Origin of the sequence: Herbaspirillum sp. NPDC101396, assembly GCF_044767365.1 — a bacterium.
Lineage (GTDB): Bacteria > Pseudomonadota > Gammaproteobacteria > Burkholderiales > Burkholderiaceae_D > Herbaspirillum.
The window spans coordinates 921,569-937,658 of record NZ_JBIWNT010000002.1 but is presented as its reverse complement, the minus strand read 5'-3'; the positions used below and the strand labels follow the sequence as shown (position 1 = coordinate 937,658).

Here is a 16,090-nt window from a genome sequence, read left to right as displayed (position 1 = left end):
ATTTTGTTACTACGCTCATCCACATACATTCAGTCTGCAATCTGCTTCGGAGTAAAGGTGATTCGTTCTCCCAACTTATGGTTCTTAACTAAACGTGGCTCGTTGTTAAGCGTTCCTGTGAACGCATTTTCATTGCGGGAGAAGTTTCCAATCCAGAAGTATTCCGTGTTACGCCCGTCCGAAATTCCGACTTTTAGAGAATAACGAGATGTTCCGGGCTTTGGATTGGATGCGAGCTTTAGAAACGCAGGAAGCGTTTCTGCGACTCGCGACATTGCCTTTCTCATCGCCGGGTCATTGTTGTCTCGGACGATGACCTCATCATTTTTCGCCTTCTCTGAAATGCTCTGGGATTCCGCACATGCGCACACCGCTAAAAGACCTGTGAATAGCAACTTCCGAAAGTACATGCTTTTCCTTAATTTTTGAGAACTTCGCGCCACGGATATATGCACCACGAATGATGCATCTTTACGGATGCCAAACGAGCAAGCGTCCCACGTCGAATGAGCGCCCACTCCTGGCCGGTTGCGGACCTTAGTTCACCGATTTATTTACTGCGCCTTTTCTCTATCTTCTTTCCGCTTGCGATATTCGGCTATATCTATCCGACCATCTGCCAAAGCGGCAACATCCGGATCAGAGTGCGACGAAAATCTCTTCAATGAAGTTTTGAATCTAGAGCCTACCCTCAATAGTGAAAAGGCGAAGAATATGAATGCCAGCCCTATCAGATTGCGATAAGACCATGATGTTTTTGCGACGATTTCCGGGGCAAAGAAGATAAGCAACCATGCAACAAAGAAGGCTGCTAAATCACAGTATTTTTTGAGCACGACAACATTTCCTCCGGTTTCAAATTTGAGTCCATTTTGAGTGGCTGCTTCTGGCCGGTTGCTGTCCTTGGGAGCCTACATAACTACCCATCTTCACATCCGCTCATCTAAGGAAGCACATGCTCCTAACGGAACCAGCCGTACGGAAAACCGTAGCGCCATATGTTCAATAGTTCGCCGGAACTTTCCACGCCACAGATCGACATTATTTTGTCGAAATAAACCAAAAGTTGGTCACGTTCTTCAGATTCCGAACTATCGAAGTTGGCGAGTGTGAGTTTCATTACTCTGAGGACGGTCGAACGCTGCGGTCGTGCAGGCAATGCAATGATTAGCGTTTGGACAGTCGTATCCACCGCCGCTTGTGCTTCTAGCCTCTGGACTTCGTTCATTGCACCCGGGTAAGCCGAAGCGACATCCGGATCAAACTTATGTTCTGACTGCAGACTGCGCAGACGCTGAATGACGTCGGGCGTTAAAGACAATTTGTGGTCATTGACGCTGGTTGGCCAAATGTAAAAGGCTAGGCCAGATAGTCCTGTAGCGACAATCGCGACGACCAAAATGACAATACCGGCGAGTATTTTGAGAAACATCGATTCCCACCCTGTTGATATAGTTATATCCGAATAATAGCTGAATCAGTATATGGGGATGTCCGCTCCTGGCCGATTGCTGTCGTAGTACCTCTATATTTTCTCTCGAATCCATTGCCCCGTCTGTGACTTTCGCCGAGCGCACCATCCCAATGGAAGGTCAGCAAGCTCAACGACGGAAGAATCAATATCAACGATGCTTTTGAAGCTAGCGACCACCGCTTCCAAGGCGTCCAATGTTCCATCAGAATTTGGAAGAAACTGCCAACCGCCATCGTCTTCATCATGTGAAACAAATGAGATTGGACTTGCTCTTTCAACGATTCGTCGATGCGAGATAACGGCCATATTAGGTGGGTCTGCAAATAGCCAACTCATACGTTTCCCAATTTTTGTAAGTTATAGAGATTGTCCGCTTCTGGCCGATTGCGGACTTTGATTTTCTATATCCGCCCCACGCGGGCCGAATAGTGCAGATTTGATCTTTGTCTTATCTATACTCTTGGATGAACTCAACCAACTCCTGGAAAAAGCTCTCCTTTAGTTTCGCACCATATAGATCTGATGCTTGCATAGACCTATGTTGCTCGGACACGCGTCGCTCCGCCAACTCAAATCCTGATTTTGTACACGACACCAAATATGCGATTTGGCAAAAACGAGCAAAATAACTTGTGCTAAATTTCCATTCAAAAGGAGGGATATCTGACAAGTAGACATCGAGCAAATTTTTCTCAAATCGCACCGGCATTAGCACCTGCTCCGTGAATGACTTGAGCGGGCCTGAGAATAGATCTGTCAAATCTGATTCTTTTGTGTTCAGATTCAGGCGGTAGTTTATTGATTCCCATATCATCGGCAAGGTGAGCCAACAAAAGGGGCGCTCTTTATTCATCTGGTCAGCAGCCGATTTCATTTCAGGAGAAAAATTCGGCATCTGATCTAAAAAAAATGAGCGAATAGCTGGAGAGTTAAAGCCAAAATCAAATGCATATCTTTGAGTCCATGAAAGATAGCGGACCGCTATAAGTGCTTCGACGTCGGTACCGCGGCTTTCATTGCAAACAAAATAACTTCCAGTACTCGTATTAATTTTCTGCCCAGGAAGGAACGTAAACCCAAGGCTTTCAAATTGCTCGATTAGTAGGCCATGTTTTTTCATTTGATCTTCAATCCAGTAAGTAAGGTTTCGATCCCTACCATCTAATATCCTTTTTCAAATGGCTTTGTCGGCTTCTGGCCGATTGCAGACTAAAAATCCTATGAAGTAGTCGTTGCAGCACGGTCCTGCGCCAAAGATCCTGCTTCGAAAAAAATATTCTCATGATTTTTCGTCCAGCAATCTCTCCATCAGTTGCTGTTTTTCCGCCATGTCATGATCCGTGTCGTGAAAGCGAACCGCGATGGCGCGGAATTCGTCCTGCAACTCAATGAAGGCATCCACCAGATCCGGATCGAAGTGCTTGCCTTTGCCGTCGATGATGATCTGGATTGCCTTGTCGTGCGGCATGCCTTCCTTGTAGACGCGGCGACTGATCAGCGCATCGTAGACATCTGCGACGGCCATCAGGCGCGCCGACAGGGGAATGTCTTCCCCGCTCAATCCTTGCGGATATCCCGATCCATCCCATTTTTCCTGATGTCCATAAGCGATTTCCTTGGCCATCGACAGAAATGGGACCGGCGTACCGAGAGCGCGTTCTGCATGCTCGATCGCATCGCGCCCCAGCGTGGTATGCGTTTTCATGATTTCGAATTCATGCGCTTCGAAACGTCCCGGCTTGAGCAGGATGCGATCGGGGATGCCGACTTTGCCGATGTCGTGCAATGGCGCGGACTTGAACAAGATGTTGATGTAATTCTCGGTGAGCACCGCGCGGAAGCGCGGATGATCCTGCAGCTTCTCCGCCAGCGCCTTGACGTAGAACTGCGTGCGGCGAATGTGATTGCCGGTTTCCTGGTCGCGGGTTTCGGCCAGCGAGGCCATGGCGAGGATAGTCACATCCTGAATTGCCAACACCTCGCGCGTGCGGCTTTCGATCTCCTGTTCGAGAAATTTGCTTTTGTCGCGCAAGAAGTCGGCGCTTGCCTTCAGCAACAAATGATTCTTGACCCGCGCCAATGCGATGGGCGGACTGATGGGCTTGGTCAGGTAGTCCACTGCACCAAGTTCCAGTCCCATCTTTTCATCGGCAGGATCTGATTTTGCGGTCAGGAAAATCACCGGGATGTCGCGCGTCAGGACGTCTTCTTTCAGGAGACGGCACACTTCGTAGCCGTCCATCTCCGGCATCATGATATCGAGCAGAATCAGATCGGGCGGCGCTTCTGCCTGTGCAATGCGCAAAGCTCTTGCACCGTTGTTTGCAATCTTGACCTTGTAGCGGTCCTTCAGCAGATCGTGCATCAGCGTGAGATTGTCCGCCGTGTCGTCCACCAGAAGTATTGTCTGCCTGGTGACCAAGGTCAGTTCATCATCGTTTGTGCTCATCAACGTCTCCTCGGGTGGAGCTTCAAGTACGATATTCCTGTTCTGCGGCTTCGACAACGGTCAGTGCAACCTCAAAATCAAAGTTCTCCAGTTCTTTTTCAATACGATGCCAATGCCGCGGATAGGCGGCTTTGAAGAGCTCGGCATGCGTCTGCCAAAGGTCTGATACTTCCGCATCGCTATCGGCCAGGAGCCGCTTCAGGTGGCCCGTCTGCGCTTGCAACAGCGTGGCGTCGATGTGCGTTACCGATGCCACGTTTGCCGGGCCGGCATCTTCAAGGGCCGTCAATGCAGCGATTACGGGTTGCAGCTTGCGCAGTACTTGGGCCAGCAGATCGCCTGTCACCGCTGAAGAAGCGTTGGTCATGCAGGCCGTTTCCAGCGCGGCGGCCGCCGCCTGAACTTCCCTGGCGCCGATATTGCCGGCGGTGCCTTTCAGGGTATGGGCCAGGCGCCCCGGTGCGGAGGGATCCGCGTCGCGGCAGGCTGCCTCGAACAGTTGTGAAAAATTGCCCTGGCCTGCCCGAAACTTGCTCAGCAAACGGCGGTACAGCGACGGGTTGTTCATGGTTGTCGCCAGACCGGCTTTTACGTCAACGCCGTCGATTGCCGGGAGCATGTGCGCTTCCTGCGCCATGTCCCTGGCCGGCAATTTGTCGATGCCGGGTTCCTGCGGATGTATCCAGCGCGCCAGGGTTGAAAACATGTCGCCGACATTGAGCGGCTTGGCGATGTGGTCCTGCATGCCCGCATCAAGGGCCCTTTGCTTGTCGCTCATCATCACGTTGGCGGTCATTGCGATGATCGGCATCCTGGAAAATGCAGGATTGGTGCGTAAAAGCTGCGTCGCCTCATACCCATCCATCACCGGCATCTGGCAATCCATCAACACGCCGTCGAAGCGGTCATCCCTGGCGAGAATATCCACTGCCTGTTGCCCGTCGCCGGCCACCACCACTTCAACTCCGGCATTGGATAAAAGTTCGCTGGCCAGCTCCTGGTTCATTTCATTGTCCTCGACCAGCAGCAGGCGCGCACCGCACAGGTGAGCCATGGCCTCTTTGTAGTGATGGCTGCGCTCGCTGGCGCGCGTCTCGATCAGCGTTCCCTTTCCGAGCGTCAGGCCTATGGCCTCCAGCAGGGAAGAAGAGGTGACCGGCTTGGTCAGTACCGAGCTCAGCTCCACGCCTTGTTCCGCCGCGTTGAGCAGCGCGTCCTCGCGTCCGTATGCGGTCACCATAATGACCGCAGGCGTTTGCGCCAGACTGGTGGCGCGCAAGCGCTGCACCGTCGCAATGCCGTCCATGCCGGGCATCTTCCAGTCCATCAGCATCAGGTTGTAAGGCAGGGATTGCCGTTCGGCCTGCAGGACCATCTCGACGCCTTGCGCGCCGCCGGAAGCGACGTCGACTTCGAGGCCGAAGTTGCGCGCCATTGTCGACAGGATTTCACGCGCCATGGCGTTGTCGTCGACCACCAGCACCCGCATTCCCAGCAGCTCTTCGGCGTGGAACATGCGACGCGGCCTGACGTTCTTTTGCAACCCGAAACGGGCATGGCAATGGAATATGGATCCGCGTCCGATTTCACTTTCGACCCAGATCCGTCCATCCATGAGTTCCAGCAGATTCTTCGAGATGGCGAGACCAAGCCCGCTGCCGCCGTACTTGCGCGTCGTCGATGCGTCCGCCTGACTGAAGGACTGGAACAGTTTTTCACACTGCTCCACGGTCATGCCTATGCCTGAATCCTTGACGGAAAAATGCAGCATGACGGACTCGTCGTCGCCGGAAATGCGTTCGACTGCAACCACAATTTCACCCGCATCGGTGAATTTGACGGCGTTGGTTCCGAGGTTGACCAATACCTGGCCGATCCTGAGGGGGTCGCCGATCAGGTCGCCAGGCACGTCCGAGTCAATTCGGAACAGCAACTCCAGGCCTTTATCCTCGGCTTTCAGGCCGATCAGGCTGACGAGATTGTCCATCACATCTTCAAGACTGAATTCGATCTGCTCGACGGTCAGCTTGCCGGCTTCGATCTTGGAGAAATCGAGAATGTCGTTGATGATGCCCAGCAGATTTTCGCCCGCCCGCTGCACTTTCTCGATGTAGTTGCGTTGACGCTTGTCGAGCGAGGTCTGCAGCGCCAGATGGGACATGCCGATGATGGCGTTCATCGGGGTGCGGATTTCATGGCTCATATTGGCCAGGAACTCGCTCTTGGCGCGTGTGGCCGTCAGCGCCTGCTCCTTGGCCTGATGCAGCTCATGTTCGGCCGCCTTTTGCTCGGTGATGTCCAGGTAGGCGCCATACATGAACAATATTTTCTGGGTCTTCTCATCCCGCACCGGCCGGCCATGCGCGTGCAGCCAGATGACTTCGCCATCCACCGGACGTTTATAGGCATAGATCGATTCGTATTTTTCGGTCTCGCCGCTGATAGCCGCCCGATAGCGGCTATTGGTCAGCTCGGCGCAAGCCTGGTCCGGCCCCAGCGTCTTGTCGGCATCGACAACCCGCTCGAACCACTCCTTGTCCAACCGGTACAAGCCGCCGTCCGGCTTGATTTCTTCACCTAGCAGGCGAGCGGTCCGCTCCGGCATGAAGACATGCTCGGGGTCCTTGAAATCCACCACCCATATCCCGCTCTTGGTCTGATCCAGGGCCACGTCGGTAAGGAAATTCATGCGCTTGATTTCTTCCTCAAACCGCTTGCCTTTGCGCAGCTCTGCTTGAAGCGATTGGATCGAATGCGCGATGACGCCTATTTCATTTGGATAGTGGGTATAAGGAACGGTACGCTCAAGCTCTCCGGCGGCAAGCTCCTGCAGCGCTCTGCGCAACCGTTGGCTGGGCAGCCGGACCGAGCGGCCGACCAGGACGGCGAACAGCAGACCCAGGGCCAGGCCGATGCACAGCCAGATGACCGTGAACCGTGTTTGCGATGTATAGCGATCGCCTTGCTCACTGATCCGCCGCCGCGCACTGTCTTCCTTGAGTTCGGTCAGGCGGTTCAGGGCGATATTGGCCACCAATCCATAGTTCTGGAATTCCGGATCGGCAACGATCTCGCGCGCCTGCGCGATGTTGCCTTTCTTCAGCAGTTGGACCGCCCGTTCGACTCGTGCGCGGTAGACTGCATGGGCTTTTTCAAAGTCGGCAAGGTTGACCGCGTTTTCTGCCAGCACGATGCGCGGCCGCAGTTCCTTCAACGCGACATCGAGTTTGGTTTGTGCCTCGTCGACCAGGGCCAGCGCTTGTTCCCGGCTCGCAGCATCGGGCGCCAGGATGGCCTGACGCAAGGCGCGGCCGCGCTGCGACAAATGGATCAGGGCGTCCTTGGCGTTGGAAATGCCAAGCAGGTCGGTTTCGTAGATGTCCTCGATCAACGCGCTCTGTTCGGTCTGCATCTGGAGGTCCTTGAGACCCAAGCCCAGAATAATCAGCAATATCCCGCCAAAACCCAGCGCGAGTTTATAGCTTAGGCTGAGCTTTTCCAACGCAGTCAATATGGACTTCATTTCACCCCTCCCAAGGGGTTCCATCAGCGCTACCGGCAACGAACAGTCTGTACCCAGCCATCATTGAATCGAGCGACTCTGCCCTACACGCTTAACGAGAACCAATCTTATGTGTCGGATAACTTCGTATGCATTTTTATGTATATCAGAGAATAGCAGTTTGACGATAAATAGCGAGTATGGTGTTTTTTGAGGTCCGCTTCTGGCCGATTTCGGATATCGGAAACGATATCAGGATCGAAGCCGGCATTCGCAGATAGAGACGAATTGAGAAGCAAGAAGTGGAGTGTTTATGCAGCGGACGGGGTGCACAATGAAGTCATCCACTCACGAACCAAGGCTCCCATGAATACTCCTCACGTAGTTGCAGAACCCAACATCCTCTATCTCGGAACACCCGTCGCCTTGGTCAGCACTGTTAACCAAGATGGCACGCACAATCTCGCACCCATATCGTCGGTATTTTGGCTGGGCTGGCGAGGCGTTCTGGGCATCGCATCCGCATCCCAGACTGCACGCAATCTGCTTCGCACGGGCGAATGTGTGTTGAATCTTCCCTCGACAAACGAAGTGAGCGCCGTCGACCGCATCGCACGAACTACGGGGACCAATCCTGTTTCAGAATTCAGAAAGGCATTGGGCTATGTCTACGAGCCCGACAAGTTCGGCCGCGCCGGAATGACGAAAGTGAAATCTGATACCGTCAAGGCGTCGCGTGCACTGGAATGCCCTATCCAGCTCGAAGCAGTCCTTGCCGCAGCTCACGGCATCGGCGAAGACAATGATGAACTCCGCGGCGCGATCAGTTTGATCGAAGTCCGCATCCAGCGCGTTCATGTGCGTCCGGATTTACTCATGGCCGGCCACGCAAATCGCATTGATCCAGATAAGTGGTCGCCGTTAATCATGAGTTTTCAGAAATTCTATGGGCTTAGCGGGCAGGTGCATCCGTCCAGACTTGCTGACATACCAGAAGAGGCGTATCGGGTTCTCGCTGAAATACCGGAAAACGCGTAACGAATTCCCGATCTCGGTCGATCTCCCGCTTTACTGGCCTCTGCATTATTCAGCTTGGTTACAAGGACGTTCGCTTATTCGCTCCCGACACGCAGCCAGCACGTTTGGAAGTGGGTTACCGCGTCTCTCTCAATATGCTTTCTGCCACTAGCTAGGAAGGCCTAGAAATGGAACACACCAGAAGACTATGCGCTGCACGATGTTCGAATATGGCGCATCGATGATCAACGAATCCGCTAGCTGAAAGGTCTGCCGCCAACTATTGAAAATGCGCCATTGTCGCTCATCAGCAATGGCGTATTTCGCGGGCCTTCTAATTTTTTAACGGCTGCTCCTGGCCGCGAGCTGCATATTCCACTGAGCTTGGTCACACAGTTCAGCAAGATGGACATGACATTGTTCAACTACGCGAACACAAACGCTAAACTCGATAGCCAAAGATCAACTTAGCGCGCAAGCGCTGCGTCTGAAATCGACACGCGGGGGAAAGTCACTCTGCCTCATATTGACGAAACTTCGCCTATTTGACGGCCATCACCCACTGGTCTGTAAATCTCTTTCAGTGAGCACGTACTCCGAGTTATCGTTGAGCCGTTGAACAGCAAGATCAATGAATGCCCGTGCGCGGGCCGGCTGCGAAGACCTGCTGCCGAAATAAACAAAATAGCTTGCGTAGTCCGGCATGTGGCTGACAAGGATGGGAATCAGGTGACCCGATCGGATGTAGGGTGCTGCCGTTACACCAGCGAGTTGTCCGATTACTTTGCCGGCGAGGACTGCTTGTAGTTCAAAGAGCTCGTCGTTGCTGTAGAGCGCTGGTACGACCGGCTGGTCGATCATTTGGTCGCCAAGCTTTACACGCCAGGGAACCACCTTTCCTGTGCTCGGATGCCGATAGGCACTGCAGCGATGTGAAGCAAGGGCTGCCACGGAATCAGGTACTCCATTTTGTTCGAAGTACGCGGGTGAACCGCAGATGGGCATCTGTACCGGGAACAACCGCCGCGCGATGACTCCTTCATGGGGCGAAGGCCCGAGGCGAAAACCCACATCCACCCGATCCTCCACCCAATTGCCGATTCGATCTTCCAGAAGTACATCAGGCTGAATTCCTGGATGCATGTCGCAAAATTCCTCGACCAAGCGCCAAAGAATAGGCTGGAACGTCGTTCGCGGTCCAGTGATGCGAAGGGGCCCGGCGAATTCATCCTTCGCCGATTTTGCCGTTTGAAGCGCTCGCTGCATTCCCAGCACCGAGGGCTGGACGTCTTCGAACAGCCGTTGCCCCGCATCGGTCAGCGACATCACCCGCGTGGTGCGATGGAACAGGCGCGCGTCCAGATGAGCCTCCAGCTGGGCCAGCGCCTTACTCGCCGCCTGTGGACTGATACCTAGCGCCAAAGCCGCTTTGCGAAGGCTGCCAAGCTCTGCCGCCTTGATGAAGGTCGTGATGGACCGGAGTTCGTTGATTGCCATGAGGGCCTCCCATAGCCACAATTATCATCAATTTTATGCCAATTCAGCAACCTGAATATCACTATTCAGATGCCAGTGTGTCGCCTACACTTCTTTCATTGAATTTGAAATGAGGAGCGATTCATGCAACATGTTGTCCTGAACAATGGTCGTCACATGCCTATAGTCGGCTACGGCGTCTTCCAAATCGCCGACGCTAATGAATGTCAGCGTAGCGTCGTTGACGCCATCGAAACCGGTTACCGGTTGATTGATACCGCGGCTTCGTACATGAACGAAGAAGCCGTTGGCAAAGGACTCCGATCCAGCGGCGTCGCGCGCGACCAGTTGTTTGTCACCAGCAAGCTGTGGGTCCAGGAAACCGGTTACGAGCGCACGCAGCAGGCGATCGAGAAGTCTCTGCGGCGATTGCAAGTCGATTACCTCGACCTTTATCTGATCCACCAGCCGTTCGGCGACGTCCACGGGTCGTGGCGTGCAATGGAGGATGCATACCGCACCGGTAAGCTGCGCGCCATCGGCGTCAGTAATTTCCATCCGGACCGCTTGATGGACATCAAAGCGTTCAACGAAATTGCGCCGGCAGTCAACCAGGTCGAGATCAACCCCTTCCAGCAACAGCTGGAAGCGGCCCCGTTCATGGCTGAAATTGGAGTACAGGCTGAAGCGTGGGCTCCGTTCGCGGAGGGCCGCAACGGTCTCTTCGAAAACGAAGCGTTGGTAGGTATCGCTGCGCGGCACGGAAAGTCGGTCGGTCAAGTGGTGCTGCGCTGGCTCGTGCAAAGAGGGATCGTCGCTCTTGCCAAGTCAGTGCGCAAGGAACGCATGGCCGAAAACATCGCCATCTTCGACTTCGATCTCGACGAGGCCGATATGACTCGCATCGCAACGCTCGACACCAACACAAGCAGCTTCTTCTCGCATCGCGATCCTTCCATTGTCAAATGGATGTCCGAGCGCAAGCTCGACATTTGAGTGACGCCATGAACATCGCCCCGCCAAGCTCGCCGGCCCGCCATGCGGGTGCAGTGCTGGCCATCATCGTCGCCAGCTACCTCATGATCGTGGTGGATATTTCCATCGTCATTACCGGCCTCCCGCGTATTCAAGACAGCCTGGGCTTTACGGCAGCTCAGTTGTCCTGGGTGACCAATGCTTATACCCTGACCTTTGGCGGCTTGTTGTTACTGGGTGCTCGCGCCGGCGACATCTTGGGGCGCAGGCGCATGTTCATTCTCGGACTGTCGCTGTTCACGATGGCTTCGGTCGCGATTGGTTGCGCGCCTTCCGTCACCTGGCTGCTGACCGCCCGAGCCATCCAGGGTGCAGGCGCCGCGGTGCTTGCGCCGTCGACGTTAGCTCTTCTTTCCACCCATTTCGCCGAGGGCCCCCAACGAACCCGCGCACTTTCTCTGTATGCGGCGGCTGCAGGGGTGGGCGCAACCTTGGGGTTGGTGCTGGGTGGATTTTTCGCTGATCTGGTCTCCTGGCGCGCTGGCTTCTTCATCAATCTTCCGATTGGCGTGTGCCTCATCATTGCTGCACGTCGTCACATTGACGAAACGCAAAAGCAACCAGGGAAGTTCGACATGGGCGGCGCCATCAGCTCGACGATGGGAATGACAGCGTTGGTCTACAGTCTAGTGCGAGCGGCCGACGCCGGCTGGGGTGACGCCCTCGTGCAGACCGCTCTGATTGGCGCTGTACTGATGATCGTAGCTTTCGTCTTTATCGAACGCAACGTCAGCCATCCCATCCTGCCGCTGCGCTTGTTGATCAGCCGAGAGCGGACTGGCGCATACATCGCCCGCATGCTTTTCCTTGGAGGCGCCGTGGGATTCTGGTTCTTCTCCACTCAGTTTTTACAGGGTGTACTCCATCTGCGGCCGATTCAAGCTGGATTGGCGTTTTTACCTGTTACGCTGCCCAACTTCGCGTCGGCGATGGCAGTGCCAAAACTGGGTCGCCGTTTCGGCAACGAGGCTTTGCTTATCGTTGGCCTGGTGCTCGGTGTGATTGGACTCTCCTGGCTTGGTCAGGCTGATGCCGATTCCACGTACTGGGCCGGCGTCGCATTGCCCATGGTACTGATTGGCCTTGGTCAAGGCCTTTTGCTGGCCCCGCTGACTGCTGCAGGTGTGTCCGGCGTCGCTCAGAAAGATGCCGGGGCGGCGTCGGGCCTGGTCAATGTAGCGCACCAGCTTGGCGGCGCCTTGGGGCTTGCTCTGCTTGTGCTTGTTTTTGCCAGCGCAGCCCCTGCAGGTACACAAGATGTAGCGAGCCTCGCACACCGCATTTCGGTCGTTATGGATATGGCCGCGCTACTCCTCGTCCTGGCATTGCTCGTCTCCTGGTTTTTCATTGTCGTGCCGCACCGTAACCGGCAGGCTCAACAGCAAAAGGCTCTCTCATGAAATCACTCCTTTGCATCGCCCTGACTGGAGCGGCAGCCGCTGCCGACGCGCAGTCCATCGGTACCAACGCGGTTGCTCCGGTTGTCGAGGTACGTTCGGCGTCGGCCCAGCCCGTCGCCACGGGAGCGGCCGACACCTTTACCGGCAGTGTACGCATCAGCTCGCCCTTCCAGGCATTGGAGCCGGGCAAGGCTGCCGGTGCTACGGTGACTTTCGAACCGCGCGCCAGAACGGCTTGGCACAGTCATCCTCTGGGCCAGACCCTGATCGTCACGACTGGAGAGGGTCTGGTTCAGCAAAAGGGGCAGCCGGCACAGGCGATCAGCCCCGGCGACGTTGTCACCATTCCCGCGAACGTGCTCCACTGGCATGGTGCCGGCCCCAACGGCTCAATGACGCATGTTGCTATCGCGGAAAAGGAAAACGGTATCTCGGTGACTTGGCAAGACAAGGTCTCCGATCAAGAGTATCTGGCCGCCGCGAGCAATGCGGCCTCCGGTCCCACTGTAGGTACCAAATCCCATGCGTACCCCTCATCCGGAACCTTGTCGCCCCGGCAGCGCGCCATTCCGCTCATTGCAGCCTTCGTGGCGAGCAGTGATATGCCTAGACTGAACTCTGCCCTGAATCAAGGGCTCGATGCCGGCTTGACCGTCAGCGAGGCCAAGGAGATTTTGCTGCAGCTCTATGCCTACGCAGGCTTCCCAAGAAGTCTTAATGCACTCGATGAACTGCTGGCGGTAGTCGAAGTACGCAAGCAGCGTGGGATCAAGGATGCCCAAGGGCGTGAGCCCAGCAGAAAAGTTGCCACAGGTGAGGAGCTGGTGACAGTGGGCAGAGCTAACCAGACGGAGATTTCCGGTGGACCGGTACAAGGAGCGGTGTTCGACTTCGCACCTCCCATCAATCAGTTCCTGCAGGCTCATCTGTTCGGCGACATTTTCGAGCGCGACAACCTCGATTGGCAGAGCCGCGAACTGGCGACCGTGGGTGCACTCGTAGCGACCCCGGGGGCGGAGGCACAGTTGCTCTCCCACATGCGGGCGAGCCTGCGCGTGGGCTTGACCGCAGCGCAGTTACGCCAGCTGACGAGGGTGCTGGCCGAGGAGGTCAGCCCAGAATTTGCCGCCCGCGCGAACGACGCACTCACACAGGCACTGGCCGCTGCATCGAAAGGCTGAGCATGAACATCAATCGAACCCTGATGATTGCCGTCATCGCCCTGACGACTTCCGTCGCTGGCTGCGCGACCCAGCCCGACGGTGCCGGAAGCGCCTCGGCCCCTCTGGTGATCCAGACACAAGGAAGCTTCGCTGCCGGAGGCACCGTGTCGAAAGCCCCCGGCAACTACGACAACAACAAACCGACAGCTGCCGGGCAGAGTTTTCATGGCGACCATTTGTACGCCTTCTATCAGGTTCCGCTGCACCCCAGGCCCTTGCCCATCGTTATGCTGCATGGAGCCTTCCAGTCGGCGCGTAGTTGGGAAACCACTTCGGACGGCCGGGAGGGCTTTCAGACTTTGTTCCTGCGCCGCGGCTTTCCCGTCTATGTGGTCGACCAACCGCGCCGTGGTCGTGCCGGCAGTAGCACCGTTGCGGCATCAGTCGCTCCAGCACCGAATGACCAGTTGTTCTTTGACCAGTTTCGCATCGGAAAATGGCCGCGATACTTCGATAATGTGCAATTCGATCGCAAGCCGGAGACGCTGGACCAGTTCTTCCGCTCGGTTACGCCCAACACCGGCCCTTACGATGCCGACGTGATTTCGGACGCCATGGCAGCACTGTTCACGAAGACTGGACCGGCAATCCTCTTTACGCACTCGCAAGGTGGCGGCCCTGGCTGGCTGACAGCCATCAAGTCGCCCAACGTCAAGGCCATCATCGCATTCGAGCCTGGCAGCGGCTTCATCTTCCCACAGGGAGAACTTCCTCCTGTCATGCCTAGTGCAGCAGGTCCCCTGGCGCCGGAGCCCGTGTCGACAGAGGATTTCGAGAAGCTCACTCGAATCCCTATCATCGTCTACTACGGCGACAACTTCCCGACAGAGGCAACTGCCGAGCGGGGCCAGGACAACTGGCGCGTGCGACTTGCCATGGCCCGCATTTGGGTCGATGCCATCAACAAGCATGGCGGCGACGCCCGGTTGGTGCATCTTCCCGAGTTGGGCATTCGCGGAAACACGCACTTCATCATGTCCGACCTGAACAATGTGCAGATCGCTGACCTGGTGTCTTTCTTCCTCACCCAAAAGAAGCTCGATTGAGCTCTTACACCTGGCCGCTCTTTCGCGGCCCAAGCCTCAGAAAATCGGATTCTATATGACCCACAACACTATCGACGTGAAGCGCCGTGAGTTCCTCGAAACTTCTACGCTCGCAATTTCTGCAATAACCCTTGGAGTGCCACTGATGACTCTGGTTACACCTGCCGCTGCGGCCGACTATAGAAAGAACCCTTTTACATTGGTGTATGGTGATGCGATCACCGCCAATGTGCTGGGTGCAGTCAACATCCATCCCGCGAAGTACAAGCTCAACGACCTGGACGTCGTAGCCAACGTGTACACGCCGGCGAACTTCGACCCAGCGAAGAAGTATCCCGCGGTCGTCGTTGCTCATCCCAATGGCGGGGTAAAGGAACAAACCGCCGGCCTGTACGCGCAGCGCCTGGCTGAACTTGGCTACGTTGCGATCGCAGCCGATGCGGCTTTCCAGGGAGGCAGTGGCGGACTGCCGCGCTCCGTGGATACACCCACAAACCGCATCGAGGACATTCACGGCATGGCAGACTTCATCACCACATATGCTGGCGTGGACGCCGAGCGCCTTGGGTTGCTCGGCATCTGCGGCGGCGGAGGCTATTCGCTGGCTGCTGCCAAAACCGATAAGCGCTTCAAGGCGGTGGCAACACTGAGCATGTTCAATTCAGGTCGCGTCCGACGCAACGGATTTGCCGACTCGCAGCTCACTACGATCCAGCAGCGTCTGAAGCAAGCTTCGGATGCAAGGGCTCAGCAGATGGCCGGCGGCAAGATTCTCTATTCCGGTGATGCGCACATGACAGATGCGCAAATAGCCGCGTTGCCGTTCGAGATGTATCGGCAGGGCTACGAATACTACTGGCGCACTCACGCACATCCCAACGCGACCTTCAAGTACACAACGAGCAGCCTGCTCGACTTGATGCGATGGGATGCCACAGATCAGATCGCGCTGATCGAACAACCACTGCTGATGATGGCTGGCAGCAAGGCCGATAGCCTCTACATGACGGAAGAGGCGTTCGCCAAAGCAATTGGTGCCAAGGACAAGGAACTATTCAAGATCGGAGGCGCCACTCATATCGAGACCTACTGGGTGCCCAAGTACGTGGAGACTGCGGTAGCTAAACTTACGCCGTTCTACGGCAAGAACCTATGAAGTCTCGGTAAGGAACTTAGGGTCAGAATCGCGGAAAGAGTCCGATTTGGGGATCCAGTGACATCCACCGCAGCCTCTCTTACGATGAATGTCAAAAGGGAGGTTTGTCAGCCTATCAGCTTCTTGCTCGACTAACCTCACAAATTTTACTAACAGCTTTTTTTGGCCGGAAGCTGACTCTGCTGATTTTCTAGCGCAACTGACCCAGCATCAGAGAATAACTTCCAAGCCCTCTCTGATCGGGAAGAAGATCATCCTGGGTCAAAGTGCAATGCAAACCAACAGAGCTGACCTTGCGCCGGCCTTACTTTC

General features: G+C 55.5%; 14 protein-coding genes. 6 read left to right on the top strand and 8 right to left on the bottom strand.

Annotated features, from left to right (window positions below; all coding sequences use genetic code 11):
* Window positions 1-29 precede the first annotated feature (29 nt).
* From ACIROY_RS09330 to ACIROY_RS09300, 7 genes are all read right to left on the bottom strand, one after another.
* Window positions 30-410 (bottom strand): DUF2314 domain-containing protein, encoded by a 381-nt coding sequence (locus tag ACIROY_RS09330; protein WP_402341329.1) that lies wholly within the window; start codon window positions 408-410, stop codon window positions 30-32.
* Between the two features lie 144 nt (window positions 411-554).
* On the bottom strand, window positions 555-836 hold the full coding sequence (locus tag ACIROY_RS09325) for a hypothetical protein (RefSeq protein WP_402341327.1): 282 nt from the start codon (window positions 834-836) through the stop codon (window positions 555-557).
* Between the two features lie 125 nt (window positions 837-961).
* The gene (locus ACIROY_RS09320) at window positions 962-1,432 is read right to left on the bottom strand and encodes a DUF4844 domain-containing protein (RefSeq protein WP_402341325.1); all 471 of its coding nucleotides are present in this window, start codon (window positions 1,430-1,432) and stop codon (window positions 962-964) included.
* Window positions 1,433-1,525: 93 nt separating this feature from the next.
* Entirely contained in the window at window positions 1,526-1,810 is a 285-nt protein-coding gene (locus tag ACIROY_RS09315; protein WP_402341323.1) for a DUF2185 domain-containing protein, read from the bottom strand.
* A gap of 112 nt (window positions 1,811-1,922) precedes the next feature.
* The gene (locus ACIROY_RS09310; RefSeq protein ID WP_402341321.1) at window positions 1,923-2,594 is read right to left on the bottom strand and encodes a hypothetical protein; all 672 of its coding nucleotides are present in this window, start codon (window positions 2,592-2,594) and stop codon (window positions 1,923-1,925) included.
* A gap of 159 nt (window positions 2,595-2,753) precedes the next feature.
* A complete protein-coding gene (locus ACIROY_RS09305) occupies window positions 2,754-3,923 on the bottom strand; it encodes a two-component system response regulator (protein WP_402274769.1) in 1,170 nt (389 codons plus the stop codon).
* Between the two features lie 22 nt (window positions 3,924-3,945).
* Window positions 3,946-7,446 (bottom strand): response regulator, encoded by a 3,501-nt coding sequence (locus ACIROY_RS09300; protein WP_402341319.1) that lies wholly within the window; start codon window positions 7,444-7,446, stop codon window positions 3,946-3,948.
* Between the two features lie 345 nt (window positions 7,447-7,791).
* Between ACIROY_RS09300 and ACIROY_RS09295 the strand changes: the two genes are divergently transcribed.
* Window positions 7,792-8,463, top strand: coding sequence for a flavin reductase family protein (locus tag ACIROY_RS09295; RefSeq protein WP_402274765.1), 672 nt, complete (start codon window positions 7,792-7,794; stop codon window positions 8,461-8,463).
* A 534-nt stretch (window positions 8,464-8,997) separates the two neighbouring features.
* Here the strand turns inward: ACIROY_RS09295 and ACIROY_RS09290 are convergent.
* The gene (locus ACIROY_RS09290) at window positions 8,998-9,939 is read right to left on the bottom strand and encodes a LysR family transcriptional regulator (RefSeq protein WP_402341317.1); all 942 of its coding nucleotides are present in this window, start codon (window positions 9,937-9,939) and stop codon (window positions 8,998-9,000) included.
* Window positions 9,940-10,062: 123 nt separating this feature from the next.
* On the opposite strand from ACIROY_RS09290, the gene ACIROY_RS09285 reads away from it, so the two are divergent.
* Genes ACIROY_RS09285 through ACIROY_RS09265 form a run of 5 tightly spaced genes read left to right on the top strand, consistent with a single transcriptional unit; the run spans window position 10,063 to window position 15,778 of the window.
* Entirely contained in the window at window positions 10,063-10,914 is an 852-nt protein-coding gene (locus ACIROY_RS09285) for an aldo/keto reductase (protein WP_402341315.1), read from the top strand.
* Between the two features lie 8 nt (window positions 10,915-10,922).
* Window positions 10,923-12,353, top strand: coding sequence for an MFS transporter (locus tag ACIROY_RS09280; protein WP_402341313.1), 1,431 nt, complete (start codon window positions 10,923-10,925; stop codon window positions 12,351-12,353).
* Complete coding sequence (locus ACIROY_RS09275) at window positions 12,350-13,534, top strand: cupin domain-containing carboxymuconolactone decarboxylase family protein (RefSeq protein WP_402341312.1); 1,185 nt, start codon at window positions 12,350-12,352, stop codon at window positions 13,532-13,534. Before ACIROY_RS09280 ends, ACIROY_RS09275 begins: the two co-directional genes overlap by 4 nt.
* Window positions 13,535-13,536: 2 nt before the next feature.
* On the top strand, window positions 13,537-14,622 hold the full coding sequence (locus ACIROY_RS09270) for an alpha/beta fold hydrolase (protein WP_402341310.1): 1,086 nt from the start codon (window positions 13,537-13,539) through the stop codon (window positions 14,620-14,622).
* A gap of 55 nt (window positions 14,623-14,677) precedes the next feature.
* The gene (locus tag ACIROY_RS09265) at window positions 14,678-15,778 is read left to right on the top strand and encodes an alpha/beta hydrolase (protein WP_402341308.1); all 1,101 of its coding nucleotides are present in this window, start codon (window positions 14,678-14,680) and stop codon (window positions 15,776-15,778) included.
* The last annotated feature ends 312 nt before the right edge of the window (window positions 15,779-16,090 follow it).

Excerpts from the sequence above, each read along its gene's own strand:
- ACIROY_RS09320 (WP_402341325.1), bottom strand. The coding sequence starts at position 1,432 with ATGTTTCTCAAAATACTCGCCGGTATTGTCATTTTGGTCGTCGCGATT.
- ACIROY_RS09305 (WP_402274769.1), bottom strand. The coding sequence starts at position 3,923 with ATGAGCACAAACGATGATGAACTGACCTTGGTCACCAGGCAGACAATA.
- ACIROY_RS09285 (WP_402341315.1), top strand. The coding sequence starts at position 10,063 with ATGCAACATGTTGTCCTGAACAATGGTCGTCACATGCCTATAGTCGGC.
- ACIROY_RS09310 (WP_402341321.1), bottom strand. The coding sequence starts at position 2,594 with ATGAAAAAACATGGCCTACTAATCGAGCAATTTGAAAGCCTTGGGTTT.
- ACIROY_RS09275 (WP_402341312.1), top strand. The coding sequence starts at position 12,350 with ATGAAATCACTCCTTTGCATCGCCCTGACTGGAGCGGCAGCCGCTGCC.
- ACIROY_RS09295 (WP_402274765.1), top strand. The coding sequence starts at position 7,792 with ATGAATACTCCTCACGTAGTTGCAGAACCCAACATCCTCTATCTCGGA.
- ACIROY_RS09300 (WP_402341319.1), bottom strand. The coding sequence starts at position 7,446 with ATGAAGTCCATATTGACTGCGTTGGAAAAGCTCAGCCTAAGCTATAAA.
- ACIROY_RS09290 (WP_402341317.1), bottom strand. The coding sequence starts at position 9,939 with ATGGCAATCAACGAACTCCGGTCCATCACGACCTTCATCAAGGCGGCA.
- ACIROY_RS09330 (WP_402341329.1), bottom strand. The coding sequence starts at position 410 with ATGTACTTTCGGAAGTTGCTATTCACAGGTCTTTTAGCGGTGTGCGCA.
- ACIROY_RS09270 (WP_402341310.1), top strand. The coding sequence starts at position 13,537 with ATGAACATCAATCGAACCCTGATGATTGCCGTCATCGCCCTGACGACT.
- ACIROY_RS09315 (WP_402341323.1), bottom strand. The coding sequence starts at position 1,810 with ATGAGTTGGCTATTTGCAGACCCACCTAATATGGCCGTTATCTCGCAT.
- ACIROY_RS09280 (WP_402341313.1), top strand. The coding sequence starts at position 10,923 with ATGAACATCGCCCCGCCAAGCTCGCCGGCCCGCCATGCGGGTGCAGTG.
- ACIROY_RS09265 (WP_402341308.1), top strand. The coding sequence starts at position 14,678 with ATGACCCACAACACTATCGACGTGAAGCGCCGTGAGTTCCTCGAAACT.